Source organism: Candidatus Frankia alpina, from assembly GCF_902806485.1.
Classification (GTDB): domain Bacteria; phylum Actinomycetota; class Actinomycetes; order Frankiales; family Frankiaceae; genus Frankia; species Frankia alpina.
Genome location: NZ_CADCWT010000084.1, coordinates 1 through 17,648 on the forward strand (window position 1 = coordinate 1; position 17,648 = coordinate 17,648).

14 protein-coding genes and 1 pseudogene are annotated in these 17,648 nt (G+C 71.8%); 8 read left to right on the top strand and 7 right to left on the bottom strand.

Annotation, left to right across the window (positions count from 1 at the left end):
• Positions 1-261: 261 nt before the first annotated feature.
• Positions 262-594 carry a Dyp-type peroxidase gene (locus tag G6R25_RS11420; protein ID WP_235826079.1) on the top strand — a complete coding sequence of 111 codons (333 nt, stop codon included), beginning with the start codon at positions 262-264 and terminating at the stop codon, positions 592-594.
• Positions 595-646: 52 nt separating this feature from the next.
• Here the strand turns inward: G6R25_RS11420 and G6R25_RS11425 are convergent, their stop codons facing one another.
• Both G6R25_RS11425 and G6R25_RS11430 read right to left on the bottom strand, forming a co-directional pair.
• Complete coding sequence (locus G6R25_RS11425; protein WP_235948084.1) at positions 647-1,945, bottom strand: ATP-binding protein; 1,299 nt, start codon at positions 1,943-1,945, stop codon at positions 647-649.
• 124 nt (positions 1,946-2,069) lie between these two features.
• Complete coding sequence (locus G6R25_RS11430) at positions 2,070-2,897, bottom strand: TetR/AcrR family transcriptional regulator (RefSeq protein WP_235948104.1); 828 nt, start codon at positions 2,895-2,897, stop codon at positions 2,070-2,072.
• 137 nt (positions 2,898-3,034) lie between these two features.
• Here G6R25_RS11430 and G6R25_RS11435 point away from each other — a divergent pair, with 137 nt between their 5' ends.
• Both G6R25_RS11435 and G6R25_RS11440 read left to right on the top strand, forming a co-directional pair.
• Positions 3,035-3,982, top strand: a complete 948-nt coding sequence (locus tag G6R25_RS11435) for an ATP-binding cassette domain-containing protein (protein ID WP_163552960.1) — start codon at positions 3,035-3,037, stop codon at positions 3,980-3,982.
• Positions 3,975-4,856, top strand: a complete 882-nt coding sequence (locus G6R25_RS11440; RefSeq protein ID WP_235948087.1) for an ABC transporter permease — start codon at positions 3,975-3,977, stop codon at positions 4,854-4,856. The genes G6R25_RS11435 and G6R25_RS11440 overlap by 8 nt, the downstream gene beginning before the upstream one ends.
• Here the strand turns inward: G6R25_RS11440 and G6R25_RS11445 are convergent.
• From G6R25_RS11445 to G6R25_RS11455, 3 genes are read right to left on the bottom strand one after another with little or no spacing between them, the layout of a single operon-like run.
• Positions 4,798-5,733, bottom strand: a complete 936-nt coding sequence (locus G6R25_RS11445) for a TAXI family TRAP transporter solute-binding subunit (RefSeq protein ID WP_163552961.1) — start codon at positions 5,731-5,733, stop codon at positions 4,798-4,800. The two genes, G6R25_RS11440 and G6R25_RS11445, sit on opposite strands and share 59 nt — an antisense overlap.
• On the bottom strand, positions 5,733-7,295 hold the full coding sequence (locus G6R25_RS11450) for a sensor histidine kinase (RefSeq protein WP_163552962.1): 1,563 nt from the start codon (positions 7,293-7,295) through the stop codon (positions 5,733-5,735). The genes G6R25_RS11445 and G6R25_RS11450 overlap by 1 nt, the downstream gene beginning before the upstream one ends.
• Position 7,296: 1 nt before the next feature.
• On the bottom strand, positions 7,297-7,959 hold the full coding sequence (locus tag G6R25_RS11455; RefSeq protein WP_163552963.1) for a response regulator transcription factor: 663 nt from the start codon (positions 7,957-7,959) through the stop codon (positions 7,297-7,299).
• 401 nt (positions 7,960-8,360) lie between these two features.
• Here G6R25_RS11455 and G6R25_RS26790 point away from each other — a divergent pair, with 401 nt between their 5' ends.
• From G6R25_RS26790 to G6R25_RS11465, 4 genes and pseudogenes are all read left to right on the top strand, one after another.
• On the top strand, positions 8,361-9,011 hold the full coding sequence (locus G6R25_RS26790) for an ATP-binding protein (protein ID WP_235948089.1): 651 nt from the start codon (positions 8,361-8,363) through the stop codon (positions 9,009-9,011).
• Positions 9,008-9,829: pseudogene (locus G6R25_RS29630) on the top strand (nSTAND1 domain-containing NTPase); the annotation flags it as partial. The gene G6R25_RS26790 and the pseudogene G6R25_RS29630, both read left to right, overlap by 4 nt.
• 238 nt (positions 9,830-10,067) lie before the next feature.
• Positions 10,068-12,377: a WD40 repeat domain-containing protein gene (locus tag G6R25_RS26800; protein ID WP_235948095.1), complete on the top strand. Its 2,310-nt coding sequence runs from the start codon at positions 10,068-10,070 to the stop codon at positions 12,375-12,377.
• Between the two features lie 78 nt (positions 12,378-12,455).
• Positions 12,456-14,684 (top strand): serine/threonine-protein kinase, encoded by a 2,229-nt coding sequence (locus tag G6R25_RS11465; RefSeq protein WP_235948098.1) that lies wholly within the window; start codon positions 12,456-12,458, stop codon positions 14,682-14,684.
• A 140-nt stretch (positions 14,685-14,824) separates the two neighbouring features.
• Here G6R25_RS11465 and G6R25_RS11470 read toward each other — a convergent pair whose 3' ends face one another.
• Complete coding sequence (locus tag G6R25_RS11470; protein ID WP_136447456.1) at positions 14,825-15,085, bottom strand: hypothetical protein; 261 nt, start codon at positions 15,083-15,085, stop codon at positions 14,825-14,827.
• Between the two features lie 441 nt (positions 15,086-15,526).
• Positions 15,527-16,762 carry an RCC1-like domain-containing protein gene (locus G6R25_RS11475; RefSeq protein ID WP_163552964.1) on the bottom strand — a complete coding sequence of 412 codons (1,236 nt, stop codon included), beginning with the start codon at positions 16,760-16,762 and terminating at the stop codon, positions 15,527-15,529.
• Positions 16,763-17,262: 500 nt separating this feature from the next.
• Here G6R25_RS11475 and G6R25_RS11480 point away from each other — a divergent pair, with 500 nt between their 5' ends.
• Positions 17,263-17,637, top strand: a complete 375-nt coding sequence (locus G6R25_RS11480; protein WP_235948101.1) for a P-loop NTPase family protein — start codon at positions 17,263-17,265, stop codon at positions 17,635-17,637.
• Positions 17,638-17,648 lie beyond the last annotated feature (11 nt).

Sequence of the window (17,648 nt, forward strand, 5' to 3'; positions counted from 1 at the left end):
GCCGGAACCTCGACATAAACCGATCCTAACCCACCAGGACCGTGGAGAAGAGGGGCATGAGATTCCCAGAAGACCCGCGATCCCAGATCACCGAAACAACCAGAGAAGACGACTATTCCCCGGACAGGGAAATCATCCACCTGTTACGTGCTGCGTTCGCACGGCAGTTCACCTGACGGCGAACCACCTACCCCTGCCCCGCTCCGCGGGAGGCCGGATTCCTCCACGGCCTGAAGGCCAGGGCATCCCCCGGAATTCTCGGTGATCGGGCGCACCAAGGCGGACAGCGTCGAGCTCGACGAGGCGGCGATGCCGGCCACCTCGCACGTCTCCCGAACGGTCGTCGAGGAGGACGGCGAGGAGCTCAAGATCTTCCGCCGGAACACCGCCTTCGGCACGATCACCGAGCACGGAACCATGTTCGTCGGGTTCAGCAGCGAGCAGCGGCGCCTCGAGATCATGCTGCGGCGGATGGCCGACGACGACGGCGTGCGTGACGCCCTCACCCACTACACGACCCCGGTGACCGGCGCCTACTACCTGATCCCGTCGGTGCCGGCCCTGTCGAGGTTCGCACCCGACGAAGACGGCTGAGGACGGCCGACTCAGGCGGGTTCCGGCTATCCCGGTCTGGCGGATGCGGAGGTCAGGAACAGTCCGACGGCGCGGGTGGTGCGGTCGTCCACAGCGCCGAGATCGGAGCGGCGCGCATGCGTGGCCCGAAGGACAGGACCTCGGCGCCGGCGTAGAGGACATAGCCCGCGTGGAAACGGTCGCCGGTCTGGGACGCAAGTCGGCGCAGGCCACGAAAGTCCTCGGCGCGCAACGTCTCCGCGGCTTTCGCCTCGATCCCGACGATCTCGCCGGAGGCCCGCTCCAGGACGGCGTCGACCTCGTTGCGATCGCGGTCACGATAGTGGAACAGCGATACCGGTTCCTCTGACCAGCTGAGCTGGCGGGCGAGCTCGCCAAGCACGAAGTTCTCGACAAGCGGGCCGACGGGTGCGGTCGGATGCGTCGCACGCCACACCGTCATGCCGGTCAGGTGCCCGGCGAGCCCGGAGTCGACAAAGATAATCTTTGGAGTCGCAACCGCACGAGTGGTGAGGTTGCTGGACCAGGCCGGGATCTGATGCACGATGTAGACCAGCTCGAGCGCCTCGATGTGCCGGGCCACCGTGGACGCGGAGACGTCCAGATCATTGCTGAGCCGCCGCGGGACGACCAGACCGCTCATGTTCGCCGCGAGCGCCCGGACAAGTCTGCGTAGCTCCGCTGATCGTTCGATCTCGGCTATCTGGCGGATGTCGCGAGCGATGAGATCCGAGATGTAGGACTCGAAGAACCGCGCCCGACGTCGGGGGTCGGCGCGCCGGACCGCCTCGGGGAAGCCGCCTCGCAGCGCTCGTTCGACGTAGTCGTTGCGCCGCAGCCCGCCGGGAGCGAGATCGATGGCCCCGTCGGCGAACACGGCGTCGACGAAGCCGTCCGGCCCACCGCCGACCTCGCCCTGGGCCAGTGGCCACAGCTCGACGGTCTCCGACCGGCCGGGGAGGGTGTCGGGGATACCTCGCAGCCCCCACAGCCGGGCGGAGCCGGTGAGAAGGAACCGGCCCGGGCGCTGGTCTCGATCGACCTCCCGCTTGATCGCGAGCAGCAGCTCCGGCACCCGCTGGATCTCGTCGATCATCAGCAGGCCCTCGTGATGAAGAAAGCCGGTCGGGTCCGCCGCCGCGGCGGCCCGCACGGGCTCCTCGTCCAGGTAGTAGGACTTCGCATCGCCGCGTGGGTCCACCGTGAGCTGGGCGAGGGTGCTCTTACCGACCTGGCGGGCGCCGTTGAGGACGACGACCCGGGTGTCCGCGAGCGCGGCGGACACCCGGGCGGCGGCGTGCCGCGGGAAGAGCTCCAGGCTCAACTGGCGCGGCTCCACGAGCACTCCCACCCAACCTAGATCGAGACCCTTCAGATTTGATCATCATAGCAGCATCGGCGCAGCTCCCAGCACACGTCTTCATGATCGCGTGACGCATCTGCCGTCATGATCGTGACGCATCTGCCGCGGTCAGTCAGGGCGCGGCGAGGCCGTCGACAAGGACCGCGATGCCGTCGAGTAGGCGGGCGAGCCCGAAGTCGAACTCGCCGTCCATGTCGTCGTCATCGTCAAGCGAGCCGGATTCGATCGCGCGCTGCAACGACGGGAGCGCGGCTGGATCGATGAGCCGCGAGAGCAGCGCGCCGTAGCCCGGCATCATCTTCTCCCCGCCGGACGCCGCCTTGAGGTCGGCGGACAGCGTCGCCTCGTTGCGCACGAAGCCGCTCAGCAGCAGCACCGAGGACAGTTTCTGCTGCTCGGTGAGCGGGGTGTGGGCCAGGCAGCGCAGGCCGTCGTCCATCCAGGCGACCATGTTCGGGCCGAGCGGCGGCGTACTGATCGGGATGCGCAGGGCCCATGGATGATGGTGGTAGGCTGCCCGCGCGCCCCGCGCCCAGCGGCTCAGGCCCGCCCGCCAGCCGTCGTCGGGCTCGTGCCGGCCGGGCGGGCTGCCCATCGCCGCATCCACCATCAGCAGCAACAGCTCGTCCTTGGCGGCGACGTACCGGTAGAGCGACATCGTCGCGGCGCCGAGCTCGGCGGCGACCCGGCTCATCGACACCGCGCCGATGCCGTCGGCCTGCGCGACGCCGACCGCGGCGGACACGATGCGCTCCAGGCTGAGCCCACGGCGGGGACCGCGGCTCGGCCGCTCCCGAATCCCCCAGAGCATCTCGACGGCGGGCGGCAGCGCGAAGGCCGCTGGCACCTGCGGCCCGCTGCCGGCGGGCGCCGTGGGCGCAGCTGCGGGGGCCGGGGGCACGCCGGCCGGACCGCTCCCCGATCCGGGGCTCCTGGCCATCGTCACCTCCGGGACCGCGTCAGAGATCCGACAGCCGCCCTTCGCCGCCGTTGACGCCATCCTAGATCTGCGTACCATCTACGCAGTAGCGCGTATGATGTACGCAGTTTCGATTCCCGGCGAGGAGCTCCCTCACGATGACCACTGACCTGGCGATCGAGGCCGTCGGGCTGGCCAAGTCCTACGGCTCGACCTCCGTGCTCGACCACGTCGACCTGCGGGTGCCCCGCGGCGGCGTGTTCGCGCTGCTCGGCCCGAACGGCGCGGGCAAGACGACGACCGTGCGGATTCTGGCCACCCTGACGCGCGCCGACACTGGCCACGTCCGGGTCGCCGGCCACGACGTCGGCACGCAGCACCGCGAGGTCCGGCGGCGGATCAGCCTGACCGGCCAGTACGCGGCCCTCGACGAGGCGCAGACCGGCGAGGAGAACCTGCGGATGATGGGCCGGCTGCTGCACCTGCCGTCGCGGCTGGCCCGCCGCCACGCCACGGAGCTGCTCGAACGGTTCGACCTGGCGGCGGGCCTCGTCGGCGAGCCAGAGATCATCTTCCTGGATGAACCCACGACCGGCCTGGACCCGCGCAGCCGGGCGGCGATGTGGGAGATCGTCACCGGGCTTGCCACCGCCGGCGTCACCGTCTTCCTCACCACGCAGTACCTGGATGAGGCCGATCGGCTGGCCGACCGGATCGCGGTCGTCGACGGCGGGCGGGTGGTCGCCGAGGGGACCGCGGCGCAGCTCAAGGAGCAGGTCGGCGGGCGTCGCCTCGACGTGGAACTGGCAGCCGCAGCCGGGCCCGAGGCGTTCGCGACGGTCGTGCGTCAGCTCGGCCCGCGCGCCGTCACCGCCGATCCGGCCCAGCGCACCGTCGGCATCGCCACCGACGGCACGGCGGCCCACGTGCGCGCCCTGCTCGACGAGATCGACGCCGGCCGCGACCGCGTCGCCCGCTTCGACGTGCACACCACCACCCTGGACGACGTCTTCCTCGCCCTCACCGCCCGCCCGGCCCGCACCGCCCGCCCGGCGCCCACCGAGGTCCGCCCGACCGCCACCGAGAAGGAGAGCGAACATGTCTGAGCTGGCCCTGGCCGAAGCGATCCGCCGTCCTGCGCCCCGGCCGGCGATCGTCGACGCCGTCGCCGACGTGGCGACGATGATCGGCCGCAGCCTGCGACTGTCTCTACGCAGCGTCGATGGAATGATCACCACCCTGGCGCTTACGATCATGCTGATGCTGATGTTCGTGTACCTGTTCGGCGGGGCACTGCGGACCGGCATCGCCTACGTGGACTATGTGGTGCCCGGCGTGCTGCTGGTCTGCGCCGGCTTCGGGGCGGCGACCACCACCGTCACCGTGTCCAGCGACCTGACCACCGGGGTGATCGACCGGTTCAGGTCGATGGACGTCTCCGGCGCCGCGCTGATCACGGGACATGTGGTGGCGAGCGTGGCACGCAACCTCGTCTCCACCGCGCTGGTGGTCGCCGCGACCCTCGCGATCGGCTTCCGGCCGTCGGCGGGCGTCGGCGGCTGGCTGGTGGCCGTCGGCGTGCTGGCGCTGTTCGTGCTGGCGCTGTCCTGGCTGTCGGCGACGATCGGGATCATCGCCGGTTCGCCGGAGGCGGCGAACGGGTTCACCTTCTTCGTCAGCTTCCTGGCCTACCCGAGCAGCGCGTTCGTCCCGGTCGACACGATGCCGTCGTGGCTGCGGACCTTCGCCCGCGACCAGCCGGTGAACACCGTGGTGGAGACGACCCGCGCCGCGCTCACCGGCAGGCCGGTCGGCTCCGCCGCCTGGCACGCTGTGTTGTGGAGCCTGGGCATCATCGCGGCGTCGGTCGTGGCCTCGGGCGTGCTGTTCAACCGCCGGAGCTGGCCCGAACTGGCCCGAGCTAGCCACGCAGCGCCCGATAGGTGTCGGCGGCGGCCGGATGCAGCGGCTCGGTGTTGATGAGGTTGCCGACGTCGAGGTACTGGGTGCCGCGGGCCTGTTTCGGCACGAGTTGCCTGGCGTGTTCGACCAGCACCCGGACGGTGTTGCGGACCACCCGATCCGGGCAGTCCGCCCCGGCGACCAGCAGGTTCGGGACGCCCACCGTGTGCACGGCGCCCGCCGCCCGGTAGGTGCCGGCGGGCAGGGCGACCTCGTTGTAGTAGCGGCCGTAGCGGCGGCGCAGCTCGGGGACGTAGGCGCCGAGCTCCAGCAGCCGAATGCCCCACTCCCGGTCCGCCTGGGCCAGCACCTCCGTCGGGACCCCGCCCGACCAGAGCATGGCGTCGATCATGTCGTCGCGCAGTGCGCCCACGGCGTCCTTGAGGGACAGATGGCGAGCCTGGCCGAGCGTCACCCCCGCGGTGGCGAACAGGCGCTCGCCGAACAGCGCGGCGCCGGAACCGTTCGCGCCCAACGACACGGCCCGGCCGACCAAGTCCGCCACGCCGCGCACAGGGCTGTCCGCCCGCACGACGAGCTGCATGTAGTTCTCGTAGACCCGGCCGAGCGCGTAGAGCCGCACGGGCTGGCCGAAGGCGGGCGAGCCCTTCTGTGCCGCGTCGAAGGCGTCGGCGAGGGCGAGCCCGAGGTCCGCTGTGCCGGCCGAGACGCTGCGGATGTTCTGCACGCTGCCGAGCGTCGGGACCACCTGGGCGTGCAGCAGCGGTCGGAGCAGGTTCGCGAACTCGATGTAGAAGCCGTCGGGCTCCCCGGCGGCGATCGAGACCGGGGGGTCGTCCTGCGAGCAGCCGCCGGCGGCGGCGACGGTGACGGTGACGGCCGTGGCCCCGACGGCCAGGGCGCCGAACAGCACGGCGCGGCGGGAGGCGGTCATCAGGAGGCTCCGCGCATCGTCGCCCGCGCCGGATCATCGCGGCGCCGGGCCCGGCGCCGCCGGGAGCCGGGCAGCACGACCGTCGGCGTCGTGTCGGTCCGGCCCGGCCGTTGCAGGCCGGGGAGCCCCGAGCCGCGCCCGCCGTCAACCGGCGTGCCCGCGGGCATGGTGTTCCCCGCCGGCGGGGTGGGCCGTTCCCCGGCGGGCAGTTCGGCGGAGACGGACAGCCCGTGCGGCGTCACCGTCTCCAGGATGAGCCGTCCGCCGTTGTTCGTCACCAGCCGCTCGGCGATCGCCAGACCCAGCCCAGACCCGGCGAGATCGTGGTTGCCGCGGTGGAACCGTTCGGTCAGGCGCGGCAGCTCGCCGGGCGGCACGCCGACGCCGTCGTCGGTCACGGTCACCCGGCCTCGACCCGAGGACCAGCGGGCGGTCACCGTCACGGTCACCGTGCTTCCCGGGGCGTACTTGATGGCGTTGTCGATCAGCACGTCGACGATCTGCTCCAGGTCCGTGTCGGCGCACAGCAGCGGGATGGGTTCCGCCGGGACGCGATCGACCAACGTCACGTCGCGGGCGGTGGCGGCGGGCAGCCAGAAGTCGATCCGCTCGAGCACCGTCGCGCTCGCGTCGCAGGCCGACGGGGTCGCGGGATAGGCGGCGAGTTCGGTGGCCGCCGCGTCCACGACGGCGAGCGCGCGCATGCCGTCGAGCAGGACCTGCAGCCGCCCGGCCTGGGCGACCATGGAGGCGTAGGTGTCACGTGCCTCGTCGGGCAGCGAGCCGGCGAGCATGTCCATCCGCAGCCGCATCGCCATCAGCGGGTTGCGCAGCTGGTGGGAGGTGTCGTCGATGAGCGCCCGCTGGCGGCGCGCCGAGTCGGCGACCGCGTCCGACATGCGGTTGAACGAGGCGAGCAGTGTGCGCACCTCCGACGGCCCCTGCTGCGGCGGCACATGCGCCGCGATCACCCCCTTGCCGACGGCTCGCAGCCCGTGTTCAAGCTGGGTGATGGGCCGCAGCACCCAGCGGACCAACAGCAGGATCACGGTCGCGAACAGCGCGGCGACGGCGAGCACGCCGAGCAGGACATGCCCCCACACCCGCCCGACGTCCGCCGCGGCCCGGCCCCGGCTCGACACCAGCACCACCGCGCCGCTGACCTCGACGCCGTTGCCCACCGGGCGGGCGAACAGGACCCGCCCGGACGACCAGGGCCGGATGTCGGGCGGGCCGGCCTGGCGTTGGTTGCGCAGCGCCGCGTCGATCGCCTGCGCGACGTCCCCGCCGCCGTCGAGGTCGCCGCGCGAGACGATCGGCCGGCCTGCCGCGTCGACGACGGCCACGGCGTCGCCGTAGAGGTCGGCGTGCGCGTCGATCTCCGGTTCAAGCTGGTCGGAGCCGGTGAGCGCGAGCTCGGCGAACCGGTTGATGTCGGCGGTGCGCCGGCTGACGAACTGGTCGGTGCGCTCCGCGGAGGTGGTGTAAAGCAGCGGGACGGCGAACGCGGCGAGCGCGCCGATACCGGCCACGATGAGCACGATCAGTAGTCGCCGGCGCACCTCAGTCGCCCAGCCGGTAGCCGAAACCGCGAATGTTGTGCAGCGGGCTCGGCCGGCCGAGCTTCTTGCGCAGCTTCGACAGGTGCACGTCGAACGTCCGCGACACCGCCACGTAGGCGTCGCCCCACACCTCGTCGAGCAGCTGCTCGCGGCTGACCGCCGCCCCCGCCTTGCGGGCGAGCACGGCCAGGATCTCGAACTCGATCCGCGTCAGCACGACCTCCTCGCCGGCGACCGTCACCAGATGGGTGTCCAGGTCGATGGCGATGTCATTCACCTGCACCCGCCCGACCGGGGTGGCACTGCTGCGCTCGGTGCGGCGCAGGATGGCTTCCATTCTGGCGAGCAGCTCGTCCATCCCCACCGGCTTGATCAGGTAGTCGTCGGCGCCGAGGCGCAGGCCGCGCACGATGTCGCGCTCGTGCGTGCCCATCGCGGTCAGGACAAGAACCGGAGTGGCCGCGAGCCGGCGCAGTCGGCGCAGGACCTCCAGCCCGCTGATGTCCGGCAGCCCGAGGTCAAGAAGCAGCAGGTCAGCGTGGCGATGGCGGAGCAGGGCGTCCGCGCCCCGGGTGACCCATTCGACCGGGTGGCCGCGCGCGTCCAGCACGTCCTTGATCGCGCCGCCGACGCCGTGGTCGTCCTCGACCAGCAACACACGCATTGTCAGCCCCGATCTTCAAGCCCCGATTCGTGAGGTCTCCTCCATCGATACGTGGATCAGCAACGACACCAGCAGGCAGGTCCCCCCGTAGTAGCCCGAGAACGGCTTCTGGCCGACACGTTCGGGCCGGTACGACCCGTTCGGCGGCGAAGCGGGCTCGGCGACAGATCGTTCGGCGATTCGTCGCCGACGACGCTGGATTCGCCCAACACCGCCCGCCGGGCACCGGGCGGCGGCATCCCGACCGCCGGTCTGGATCTCGGCGGCCGAGGACGATCGGTTGCGGCCGGAGCCTGCCGGTGGTGTCGCCAGGACGACCGGCCGCCGCGTGGGTCACAGTGTCACGCCATGATGCGAGGTGGTCACGCATTTCGTCCGCCCTGCCCCTAAGTCGGTGATTCGTGTCATCAGCCAGCCCCTCCGGCATCGATCCATCCAGCGGCCGTGAGCCTGAGGATCCGTCGGGCGTCCTCCCCGCGGTCCCCGAACAGGCCGGCGAGGTGCACACCTCGTCCGAGGTCGATCCCGAGCCGGTGACCGTCCGCGTCCTCGGCGGTCCGGACCAGTCGCCGCCCTCCCGGTTCCCACCGCCCGCTCCACCCCTGGCTCGGGCCGTCCCGACGTCCTCGCTCGCGCCCACGCCCGGGGACGTCGATGATCCGGCCGGGGCGACCGGGTGCCCCTATCCGGGCCTCGCCGGGTTCGACGCCGCCAGTGAGCGGTGGTTCTTCGGCCGGGAGCGGATGGTCACCGATCTGGTCGTCCAGGTGCGGACACGGCTGACCGAGGGCGGTCCACTGGTCCTGGTGGGGGCCTCCGGATCGGGCAAGTCGTCGTTGTTGCGCGCGGGCCTGCTGCCGGTGCTGGCCCGCGGGGCGGTTCCGGGGTCGGACACATGGCCGCAGGTTCTGATGACGCCGGGTGAGCATCCCGTGCGGAGCCTGCTCGATCAGATCGCGGCCGCCGGGATCGCGGGTCGCTGCCGGACACCGAGGTCCCGCAGCGGCTCGCCGAGGCCCTCGTGTCCCACCCCGGCGAGGCCGGCCTGGTGATCGCCGTCGACCAGTTCGAAGAGATCTTCACGCTCTGTGATGATCTTTCCGAGCGGGAGACCTTCATCCGAGCCCTGTGTACAGCCGCGGCCCATCGGGGCGACCGTGGCCCGGCGGCCGTGGTCGTCATCGGCCTGCGGGCCGATTTCTACGCCCGGTGCGCGGCCTACCCGGAACTCGTCGAGGCGCTCCAGACCGGCCAGGTGGTGGTCGGTCCGATGACGGCCGGGGAGATCCGCGACATCATCGTCAAACCGGCGCGGACGGTCGGCGTCGACGTGGAGTCCGGTCTGGTCGAGCTGCTGCTAAGCGACCTGGGGGCGGCGACGGTGACCTCGCCGCAGGGTGCCCTGAGCGGCGCGGGTGTCGTCGCCGATCCCGGTTCGCTGCCGTTGCTCGCCCACGCCCTGCGCTCGACCTGGTTCGCCCGTGATTCGTCGTTCGCCCGTGATTCGTCGCCGCTGACGGTGGGGGCGTACCTGCGGATCGGCGGCCTGACCGGCGCGATCGCGCAGACGGCCGAGGGCGCCTATACGGGGTTGGATGCCGCGGCGCAGCAGGCCGCCCGGCCGCTGTTGATGCGGATGGTCCGCCTCGGCGAGGGCGAGCAGGACAGCAGGCGGCGGGTGCGACGGGCGGACCTGCTCGCCGCGGTGCCCGCGCGCGAGGCCGCCGCCGTGCTCGACGCGCTGGTCGCCGCCAGGCTCGTCGAAGCGGACACCGAAGGCGACGGGGACAGCCTGCAGATCGCCCACGAGGCCCTGCTGCGGTCGTGGCCGCGGCTGCGGGAGTGGATGGATGTCGACCGGGCCAGCGCGATCGCGTTGCAGCAGCTCAGCGACGCCGCCGAGAGCTGGGAGCGGGGCAGGCACGATCCGTCGTACCTGTTCGGCGGCACCCGATTGGCGGCGGCCCGGGAATGGGCCGAGGCCCAACCGGACCATGCTCCGCTCTCGCCGGTTGCCCGGGCGTTCTACGACGAGAGCATTCGCACCGACCTCGCCGCCCAGCAGGCGGCAGTCCGGCGGGACCCGCCGGCTGCGGCGACTCGTCGCTGTGACCACCGTCCTGGCCCTGGTGGCGGCGTCGCTGGCGGGACTCGCCTACCGGCAGGGCAGCACGGCGGCGGACGCCCGCGACCGGGCGCTGTCCCAGCGGATCGCCAACCAGGCCGACATAGCTCGTGCTCAGAATCCGGCGATCGCGGCGCAGCTCAGCCTGGCCGCCCTCCGGAAAGCGGACACACCGGAGGCACGGGGCAGCGTGCTGTCGTCGTTCAACGGCGGCTCCGGGGTACCGACCCGCTACCTGTTCCACCGCAACGCCGTGGGAGCGGTGACGTACAGCCCGAACGGGAAGCTGATCGCGACGGGCAGCGACGACTGGAGCGCGGCGATCTGGGACGCGGCCGATCCGCGCCGGTCGACACCGCTCGCCGTCCTGCCGGGCCCGCGCGACGGGGGCCACACCCGGGCGATGAAGTCGGTGGCGTTCAGCCGCGACTCGACGCTGCTCGCCACCGGCAGCGGCGACCGGACCGCCAAAATCTGGGACGTCTCGGCGCCGAGCCGTCCCCGACTGCTGGCGACCCTGCCGGAGACGACGGGGGATGTGTACGGGTTGGCGTTCAGCCCGGCCTCGGACCGGCTCGCCGTCGGCGGCTACGGCAACTCCGCGCGGATCTACGACGTCTCCGCCCCCGCCCGCCCCGCCCTGCAGGGCGCACTATTGATCAACAATCGGGTACCCCTGCACCAGGGACCGATCGACGCCCTCGCCTTCAGCCCGGACGGCACCTTCCTCGCCGCCGGCGACGAGGCCGCGTCGGCGGTGCTCTGGTGGGTCGGTCCCGGGCTGCACATCGGCCCAGTCGGCCTGCTCAACGTTCCCGCCGGGGATCCGACCGCGGCCAGGGTCGGCACGATCCGGGCCGTGGCATTCGGTCCCGACGGCCGCAGCATCTACACCGCCGACGGCGGCGGTCGTATCCGCGTGTTCAGTGGACCGGACCTGCTGCACCTGACCCACACCGTGACCATGGGCGTCGGCAACGACCCGATGACCGCGCTCGCCGTCGCGCCGACGGGCGGTCTGGTCGCCGCCGGCGGCAACCGGCTCGTGGGCGTTCCGCTGTACGGTCCGGCCGCCAACACGTCCAGCACCGCCTTCACCGACCAAGCGGACGGGCAGAAGGCGCTCACCTTCCTCAACGAGGGCGCGGTGACCTGGACCGTCGCCTTCAGCCCCGACGGGCGCCACCTCGCCAGCGGATCCGCCGACGGCGCCCTGCGCGTCTGGGAAATCCCTGGGCCCGCGCTCATCGGCCGCCACGGCGACCAGCAGTCGTCCGAAGTCAACCCGCGCACCGGTGACGTCGTCACGGTGTCCTACCGGGCGGCCGAGCTCTGGAACGTCGACGATCCATACCGCCCCACGGCGTTGGCGGCCATCACCGACGCGCCGGCCGATGCCGACGACCTCATCACCAGCGCGGCGTTCCACCCCGGTGGCCGCCTGCTGGCCGTCGGCACGGCCAAGCGGGTCTGCCTCTACGACATCACCAACCCGCGACGACCCACCATGGTCAGCGCCTTCACCGGACCGGCCAACGGGGTGTTCTCGCTCCGCTTCAGCCCGGACGGCCGAACCCTCGTCCTCGGTGGTCAGGCGTTGCCGCCGGCGCCCGCCGAGCTGCAGACCTGGGACGTGCGCGACCCGCGGCGTCCGGCCAGGCTCGCCGCCGTCGCCGCCCACCGCGACACCGTGCGCGACGTCACGTTCAGCCGGGACGGCCAGGTCATGGTGTCCGTCGCCGATCGCAGCGTGCAGCTGTGGAACGTCCGCGACCCGCGCCGGATCGTCCCTCGGGTGACGTTGCCGGACTTCCCCGGCGAGGCGCTGCGGGCCGCGTTCTCCCCGGACGGCCGGACTCTCGCGGTCGGCGGCGGCGGCCCCCACGCCACCCTGTGGAACGTCACCGATCCGTCCCGGCCGGCGCTGATCACCTCGATTCCCGGCCACGTCAGCGACGTGAACACCGTGACGTTCAGCTCCGACGGCCGCACGTTGGTGACCGGCAGCCTGGACAACTCGGTGCGGGTCTGGGACGTCCACCGGCTGGCACATCCGAAGCTGGTCGAACGGTTGAGCCGGTCCGGCGGCACCGAGACCGGGATCGGGACGATCGACTTCTCCCGGGACGGGTCCACCCTGATCGGCACCGTGTTCACCGAGCCCGCGGTGCTGTGGGACCTGGACGTGAAGCGGGTCGCGCAACGCGTCTGCGCCCAGGCGGGAGCCGGCATCACCAGGGCGGAATGGGCGCGCTTCCTGCCAGACCAGGCATACGATCCACCGTGTGACTGATCCGGCCTTTGCGGCATTCCCGCCGTTCGCGCCGTCCCGCCCGGATCGGCGTGAACGGCGGGCATGCGGACGGCGGGCATGCGGACGGCGGGCATCCGGACGGCGGTGCCGGCGCACCGGACCGGACGCGTGAACCTCGACCGCGCGAACCTGGAGGCGGCCCTCCCCGGCTACACGGTCACCCGGCTCATCGCCGGCGGCGGGTTCGGGCTCGTCTTCGCCGGCCGGCACCTGAGCCTGGACCGGCCGGTGGCCATCAAGATCCTGCTCCCGAGGGCGGACGGCGCGAGCACGGCCCAGGACACCTTCGCCGCCGAGGCGCGCCTGCTGGAACGCCTCGCCCATCCCCACATCGTCCGGGTGCACGATTACGTCGAACGCGACGGCCTGTCCATGATCATAATGGAGTACTGCGGCGGGGGGACGCTGCGCCGACGGGTGCGGGAGGCCCCGACGGTCGTGACGGCGGTCGGCATCGCGCTCGCCGTCGCCGCCGCGCTCGACCTGGCGCACCGCCAGCAGGTGATCCACCGCGACATCAAGCCGGAGAACGTCCTGTTCGCCGACGACGGCACCCCGAAGGTCTCCGACTTCGGCATCGCCAAGATCGTGGCCTTCACCGGCAACCCCGCGAACACCGTGATCGGCACCCCTGCCTACATGGCTCCGGAGCAGTTCACCGGGACGGTACTGCGGCCCGCAACCGATCTGTACTCGCTGGGCATCGTCCTGTACGAGCTGCTGTCAGGCCGGACGCCGTACGCCGGCCGGGGCGTCGCCACCTACCTCACCCACCGGCACCTGTACGAACCAGCGCCGCCGTTGGGAGGCGCCTGCGCGCCGCCCGAGATCGCGGCAGTCGTGATGCGAGCCCTCGACATCGATCCGGCGCTCCGGCAACCCACGGCCGCGGCCTTCGTCGGCGACCTCGTCTCCGCCACGACCCACGCGTTGGGTCCAGGCTGGTTGGACGGCTGCACCGTCCCCCTCCACCTCCCCGACGAGATCCGCGCCGCGGCAGGCCGCGGCAGTCGACGGTCTGCCGCCGAACCTCCGGCCCAGCAGGCGCATTTCCCCGGATCGCTCGGGCCCGCCGGACAGGGAGCCAAGCCGGTGGAGTCGGCCGGGCCGGAGGAGCCAACTCAACCGGCCGAGACGGGCGGGCCCACAGAGACCGGCAAGCCCACACACGATGCGCCCGCGGCGGCGCAGGGAGCAGCAGCCGGCGGAGTGCCGTCTGCTTCCACGCCGGGTTCCCAGGTACCGGGGGCGGATCCGACGCCGCGCCGACGCCGCACGTCCTCGGGCAGTGGCAGGCGCGGTTGGTGGCCGAGCCGACGCAGGTCGACGCACGAGTCGGCGACCGGCTCGGCGGGCCGGGCGGTCGAATACCGGATCGACAGCCCGTCCGGAGTAGCCGTGGCGCCCGGCAACGCTCTGTTCGTCTCCCAGCCGCTCCTGCGCCGCGTCAGCAGGGTCGGCCCGGAATTCCTCCTCGATCTGGCCCGTACCGGCGCGCCAGGCAACGGCCCGGGCCAGGGCGCGAGCGTGGTCGCCGGCACCGGGAAGGCTGGCCGCGGCGGCGATGGCGGCCCCGCGTTCGACGCCGAACTGGACAGTCCGGCCGGCATCGCCGTCGGTCCGGACGGGTCCCTGTTCATCACCGACTCCTTCAACGATCGGCTCCGTCGGGTGTCACCCGACGGCCGGATTGAGACCGTGTCCGCCATATCCGGGCTGCGTCGTCCGAGATCGGTGACGGTGGACGCCGACGGCGTCATCCACCTCGCCGACACCGGTAACCATCGGGTCTGGCGGCTCGACCCGGGCGGTGCGGCCCGGGTCGTCGCCGGCTCCGGCACCCCCGGACATTCCGGGGACGGCGGTCCGGCGATTCACGCATCCCTGAGCGGACCTCAGGCGGTCGCCGTCGACGCGCAGGGCCGGCTGCTCGTCGCAGACCAGGAACACCGCCGCATCCGGCGAGTCGACACCGGCGGACGGATCGAGACCATCGCCGGCACCGCCTACGGGGGCCGCCCGGCGTCGGCCGGCGGGCCGGGCCGCGCCACGGACATCGGCGCCCCGACCAGCCTGGCCGTCGGTCCCGGCCGCGTCGTCTACCTCGCCGATTCCGTGCACAACCAGGTACTCGCCCTGCGGGACGACGGCTCCCTACGCGTGCTTGCCAGCCGGTCCGGACCGGTGGTCGTGGCCGACCCGCGCCAGGTCGCCGTCGGGCCGGACGGGACCGTGTACATAGCACAACCAGGCCGGCACCGCATCACGATCATTCCCGGGCGATGACCGAGCTCGGCCGCCAGGTCCCCTTCGCGCGCCCGAACCGCGGTGGGAGCAGCCGACCTCGGCGGGACTGACGCGAACCGCTACCGGTGGCGGCCGGAGGTGAACATCCTTCCTGGTGACGCGGCTATCGAAGTCGCCCATCACCCGCCTTCCGGGACAACCGTCCCGGTCGCGGTCCGGGTGAGGCGGATGAACCCTTCGGCGCCCCGGACACTGCGTAGACAACCGTCTTCCATGTCGGCAACCAGGGCCTCGCCGTTGTTGCCCCAGGCGACGACCGGCACCTGGCAGACGAGCTTCTGCCCGTCAGGCGTGCTGGCGGGCAGCCCGCCCACGATGTTCTTGTCACCGCCTTCGGAGGTGGGCCTGAAGAAGGCGGTGTAGCCGTGGGCGGGGATCATCGCGGGTCCTCCCGGTAGGTCTTGGTCTCGGCGGCGCCAGGCGTTGGGGATCGGCAGACGGTCACGGCTCGACCAGCCCTGCGGTGCGCGCCCGGCGGAACACGCCCATCAGGTGCGGGTCCACCGCGTCCGCTCGGCCCGAAGCTCTCACCGACGTAGAAGCTCAGGGACATCTTCTGTCCCTGGAGTTGCGACAGCGCTCCGGTGTACGGTACGACGCCGAGCGGGCGCGGATCGTCGACAGATGGGGACACCTGTCCGCGGGCGCACACACCATGCCCGCCGTGCCGGCCCGGCGGGCCGGGACACTAGGCTGGTGCGCCCCGCGACGGCCGCCGACATCCCCACCGCGGCCGACAGCCCGCGGCCCCGGCCGGCGAGGATGCCGGACCGGGGCCGCAGGGATCGGGCGAGGTCAGGTTCCCCGCCCGTCGGGCCCGGTCACCTGTCCCAGGTGTTGACGAGCGTGTACCCGCTGAAGCCACCGCCGGCGACGGCTTCCGCCCTGGCAATGCCACTTACCCGGACGGGAAGCAGGCTGTAGGGGGGAGTGGTGAGGCCCCTGCCCAGCTGCCCGAAGAAGTTGCTGCCCCAGGCCCACACGGTGCCGTCCTGGCGCAGTGCATACCCGCTGAAGCTGCCCGCGGAGATCGCGGTGACCCCGACGAGGCCGGTGGTGCCGTTGACCTGGACGGGTACCAGGGAGGTGTCGTCGGTGCCGTTACCCAGCTGCCCGGTGTTGTTGAGGCCCCAGGCCCAGGCGGTGCCGTCCCCGCGCAGCGCGTACCCGCTGGCTCCCTCGCTGCTGGCGGCGATGGCGGTCACCCCGGTGAGGTTACGGACCGCGACGGGTACCGTGCTGGACACGATGGTGCCGTTACCCAGCTGCCCTTCGTCGTTCGCGCCCCAGGCCCAGATGGTGCCGTCCCGGCGCAGCGCGTACCCGGCTTCCTGGCCGCCGGCGATCGCTCTCACCCCACTGAGGCCAATGATCCGGACGGGTAGCGGGCTGCTGGCGGTGGTGCCGTTGCCCAGTTGCCCTTCGTCGTTGTCACCCCAGGCCCAGACGGTGCCGTCCTCGCGCAGCGCGTACGCTGTCGCGCCCCCGCTGGCGATGGCGATGACCCGGGTCAGGCCGACGACCCGGACGGGCACCCGGCTGCTGGTGGTCGTGCCGTTGCCCAGCTGCCCGTAGTTGTTGTAGCCCCAGGACCAGACGCTGCCGTCTCCGCGCAGCGCGTACCCGTTGACGCTGCCGCCGGCGAGGGCGACGATCCGGGTCAGGCCGCTGACGCGGACGGGTACCGAGCTGTTCGCGGTGGTGCCATTGCCCAGCTGCCCGTAGGCGTTGTAGCCCCAGGACCAGGCGGTACCGTCCCGGCGCACCGCGTATCCGGCGTACCTGCCCGCGGCGATGCCCACCACTTGGGTCAGGCCGGTCAGGCCGCTGACCCGGACGGGTACCGCGCTGTTCGCGGTGGTGCCGTTGCCCAGCTGCCCGAGGCCGTTGTAACCCCAGGACCATGCCGGGCCGGGCCCCGCCACGAGGGGACCCGGCCCGGAGGCCGTCCCCCATGCCGGGGCCGCTGTGGCCGCTGTGGCCGCTGTCGGCAGGGCCACGATGCCGGCAGCGGCCAGCGCCACCATCCCCAGCCCCAGCCTTCGTCGACGAAACATGTCCGCTCCTCAGAACCGTGGGTGTCGTCATCAACACCCGATGGTCACGAAGAGTAGTTAACAGGGACCCCTATATGGCTATCTGAGCGATATATTCGTTGCGCTGCGTGTTGATTGGATTCCTCGATATACCTTCCCACCTACGGCATGCTCGCGACCCGGCGCCGGCGGCACCGGACGAGCCAGCGGCACGCGACCACCCGACCACCCGACCACCCGACCACCCGACCACCCGAATGATCCGCAGCAACCTGGACTCCTGCCAGGAAACGATGCGTAGCCGACCAACAAAGGCTCAAGCCACCCCAGGAAGATCGCCCAGGTGGGCCCGCCCCGCGCCTTCACTGACCCGCAGAGCCGCGAGCCCCGGTCATCAGGACCGGTTGGGGCGAGGGAATCAACCGGCATGCCGGCTACGGCTATGATTGCATCGTCCTCGGTGGCATTTCGGTCTGTGATGGTCGGAGGTTTACATGGCGCCAGCGCCACGTTTTCGTCGGGTGGCGGCCTTGCAGCGCCGTTTCGTCGACCGCGAGCCGGTACTGGCGGCTTTCGCCGAGGAACTGACGCGCATCGGCGCAGGACCGCGCGTCTTCAATGCGACCGGCGTCGGCGGCATCGGCAAGTCGCGGCTGTTGCGCGAACTGAAGGACCGAGCGGCGAGCCAGGGCCGCACCGCCTCGCTCGACCTTCAGGTCCACTCGTTGCGCCAGCAGGAAGATGCGCTGGCGGTGCTCCGTAACGAGCTGGGATCGCAGGGCGTTCATTTCGACCGGTTCGACATCGCCTACGCCGTGCTGTGGCAGCGGCTCCACCCACATCTCCGGCTGAACCGGTTGGACCCAGGGCCGCGCGAAGGTCACTTTCCGTGCTGACTGGTTACTCT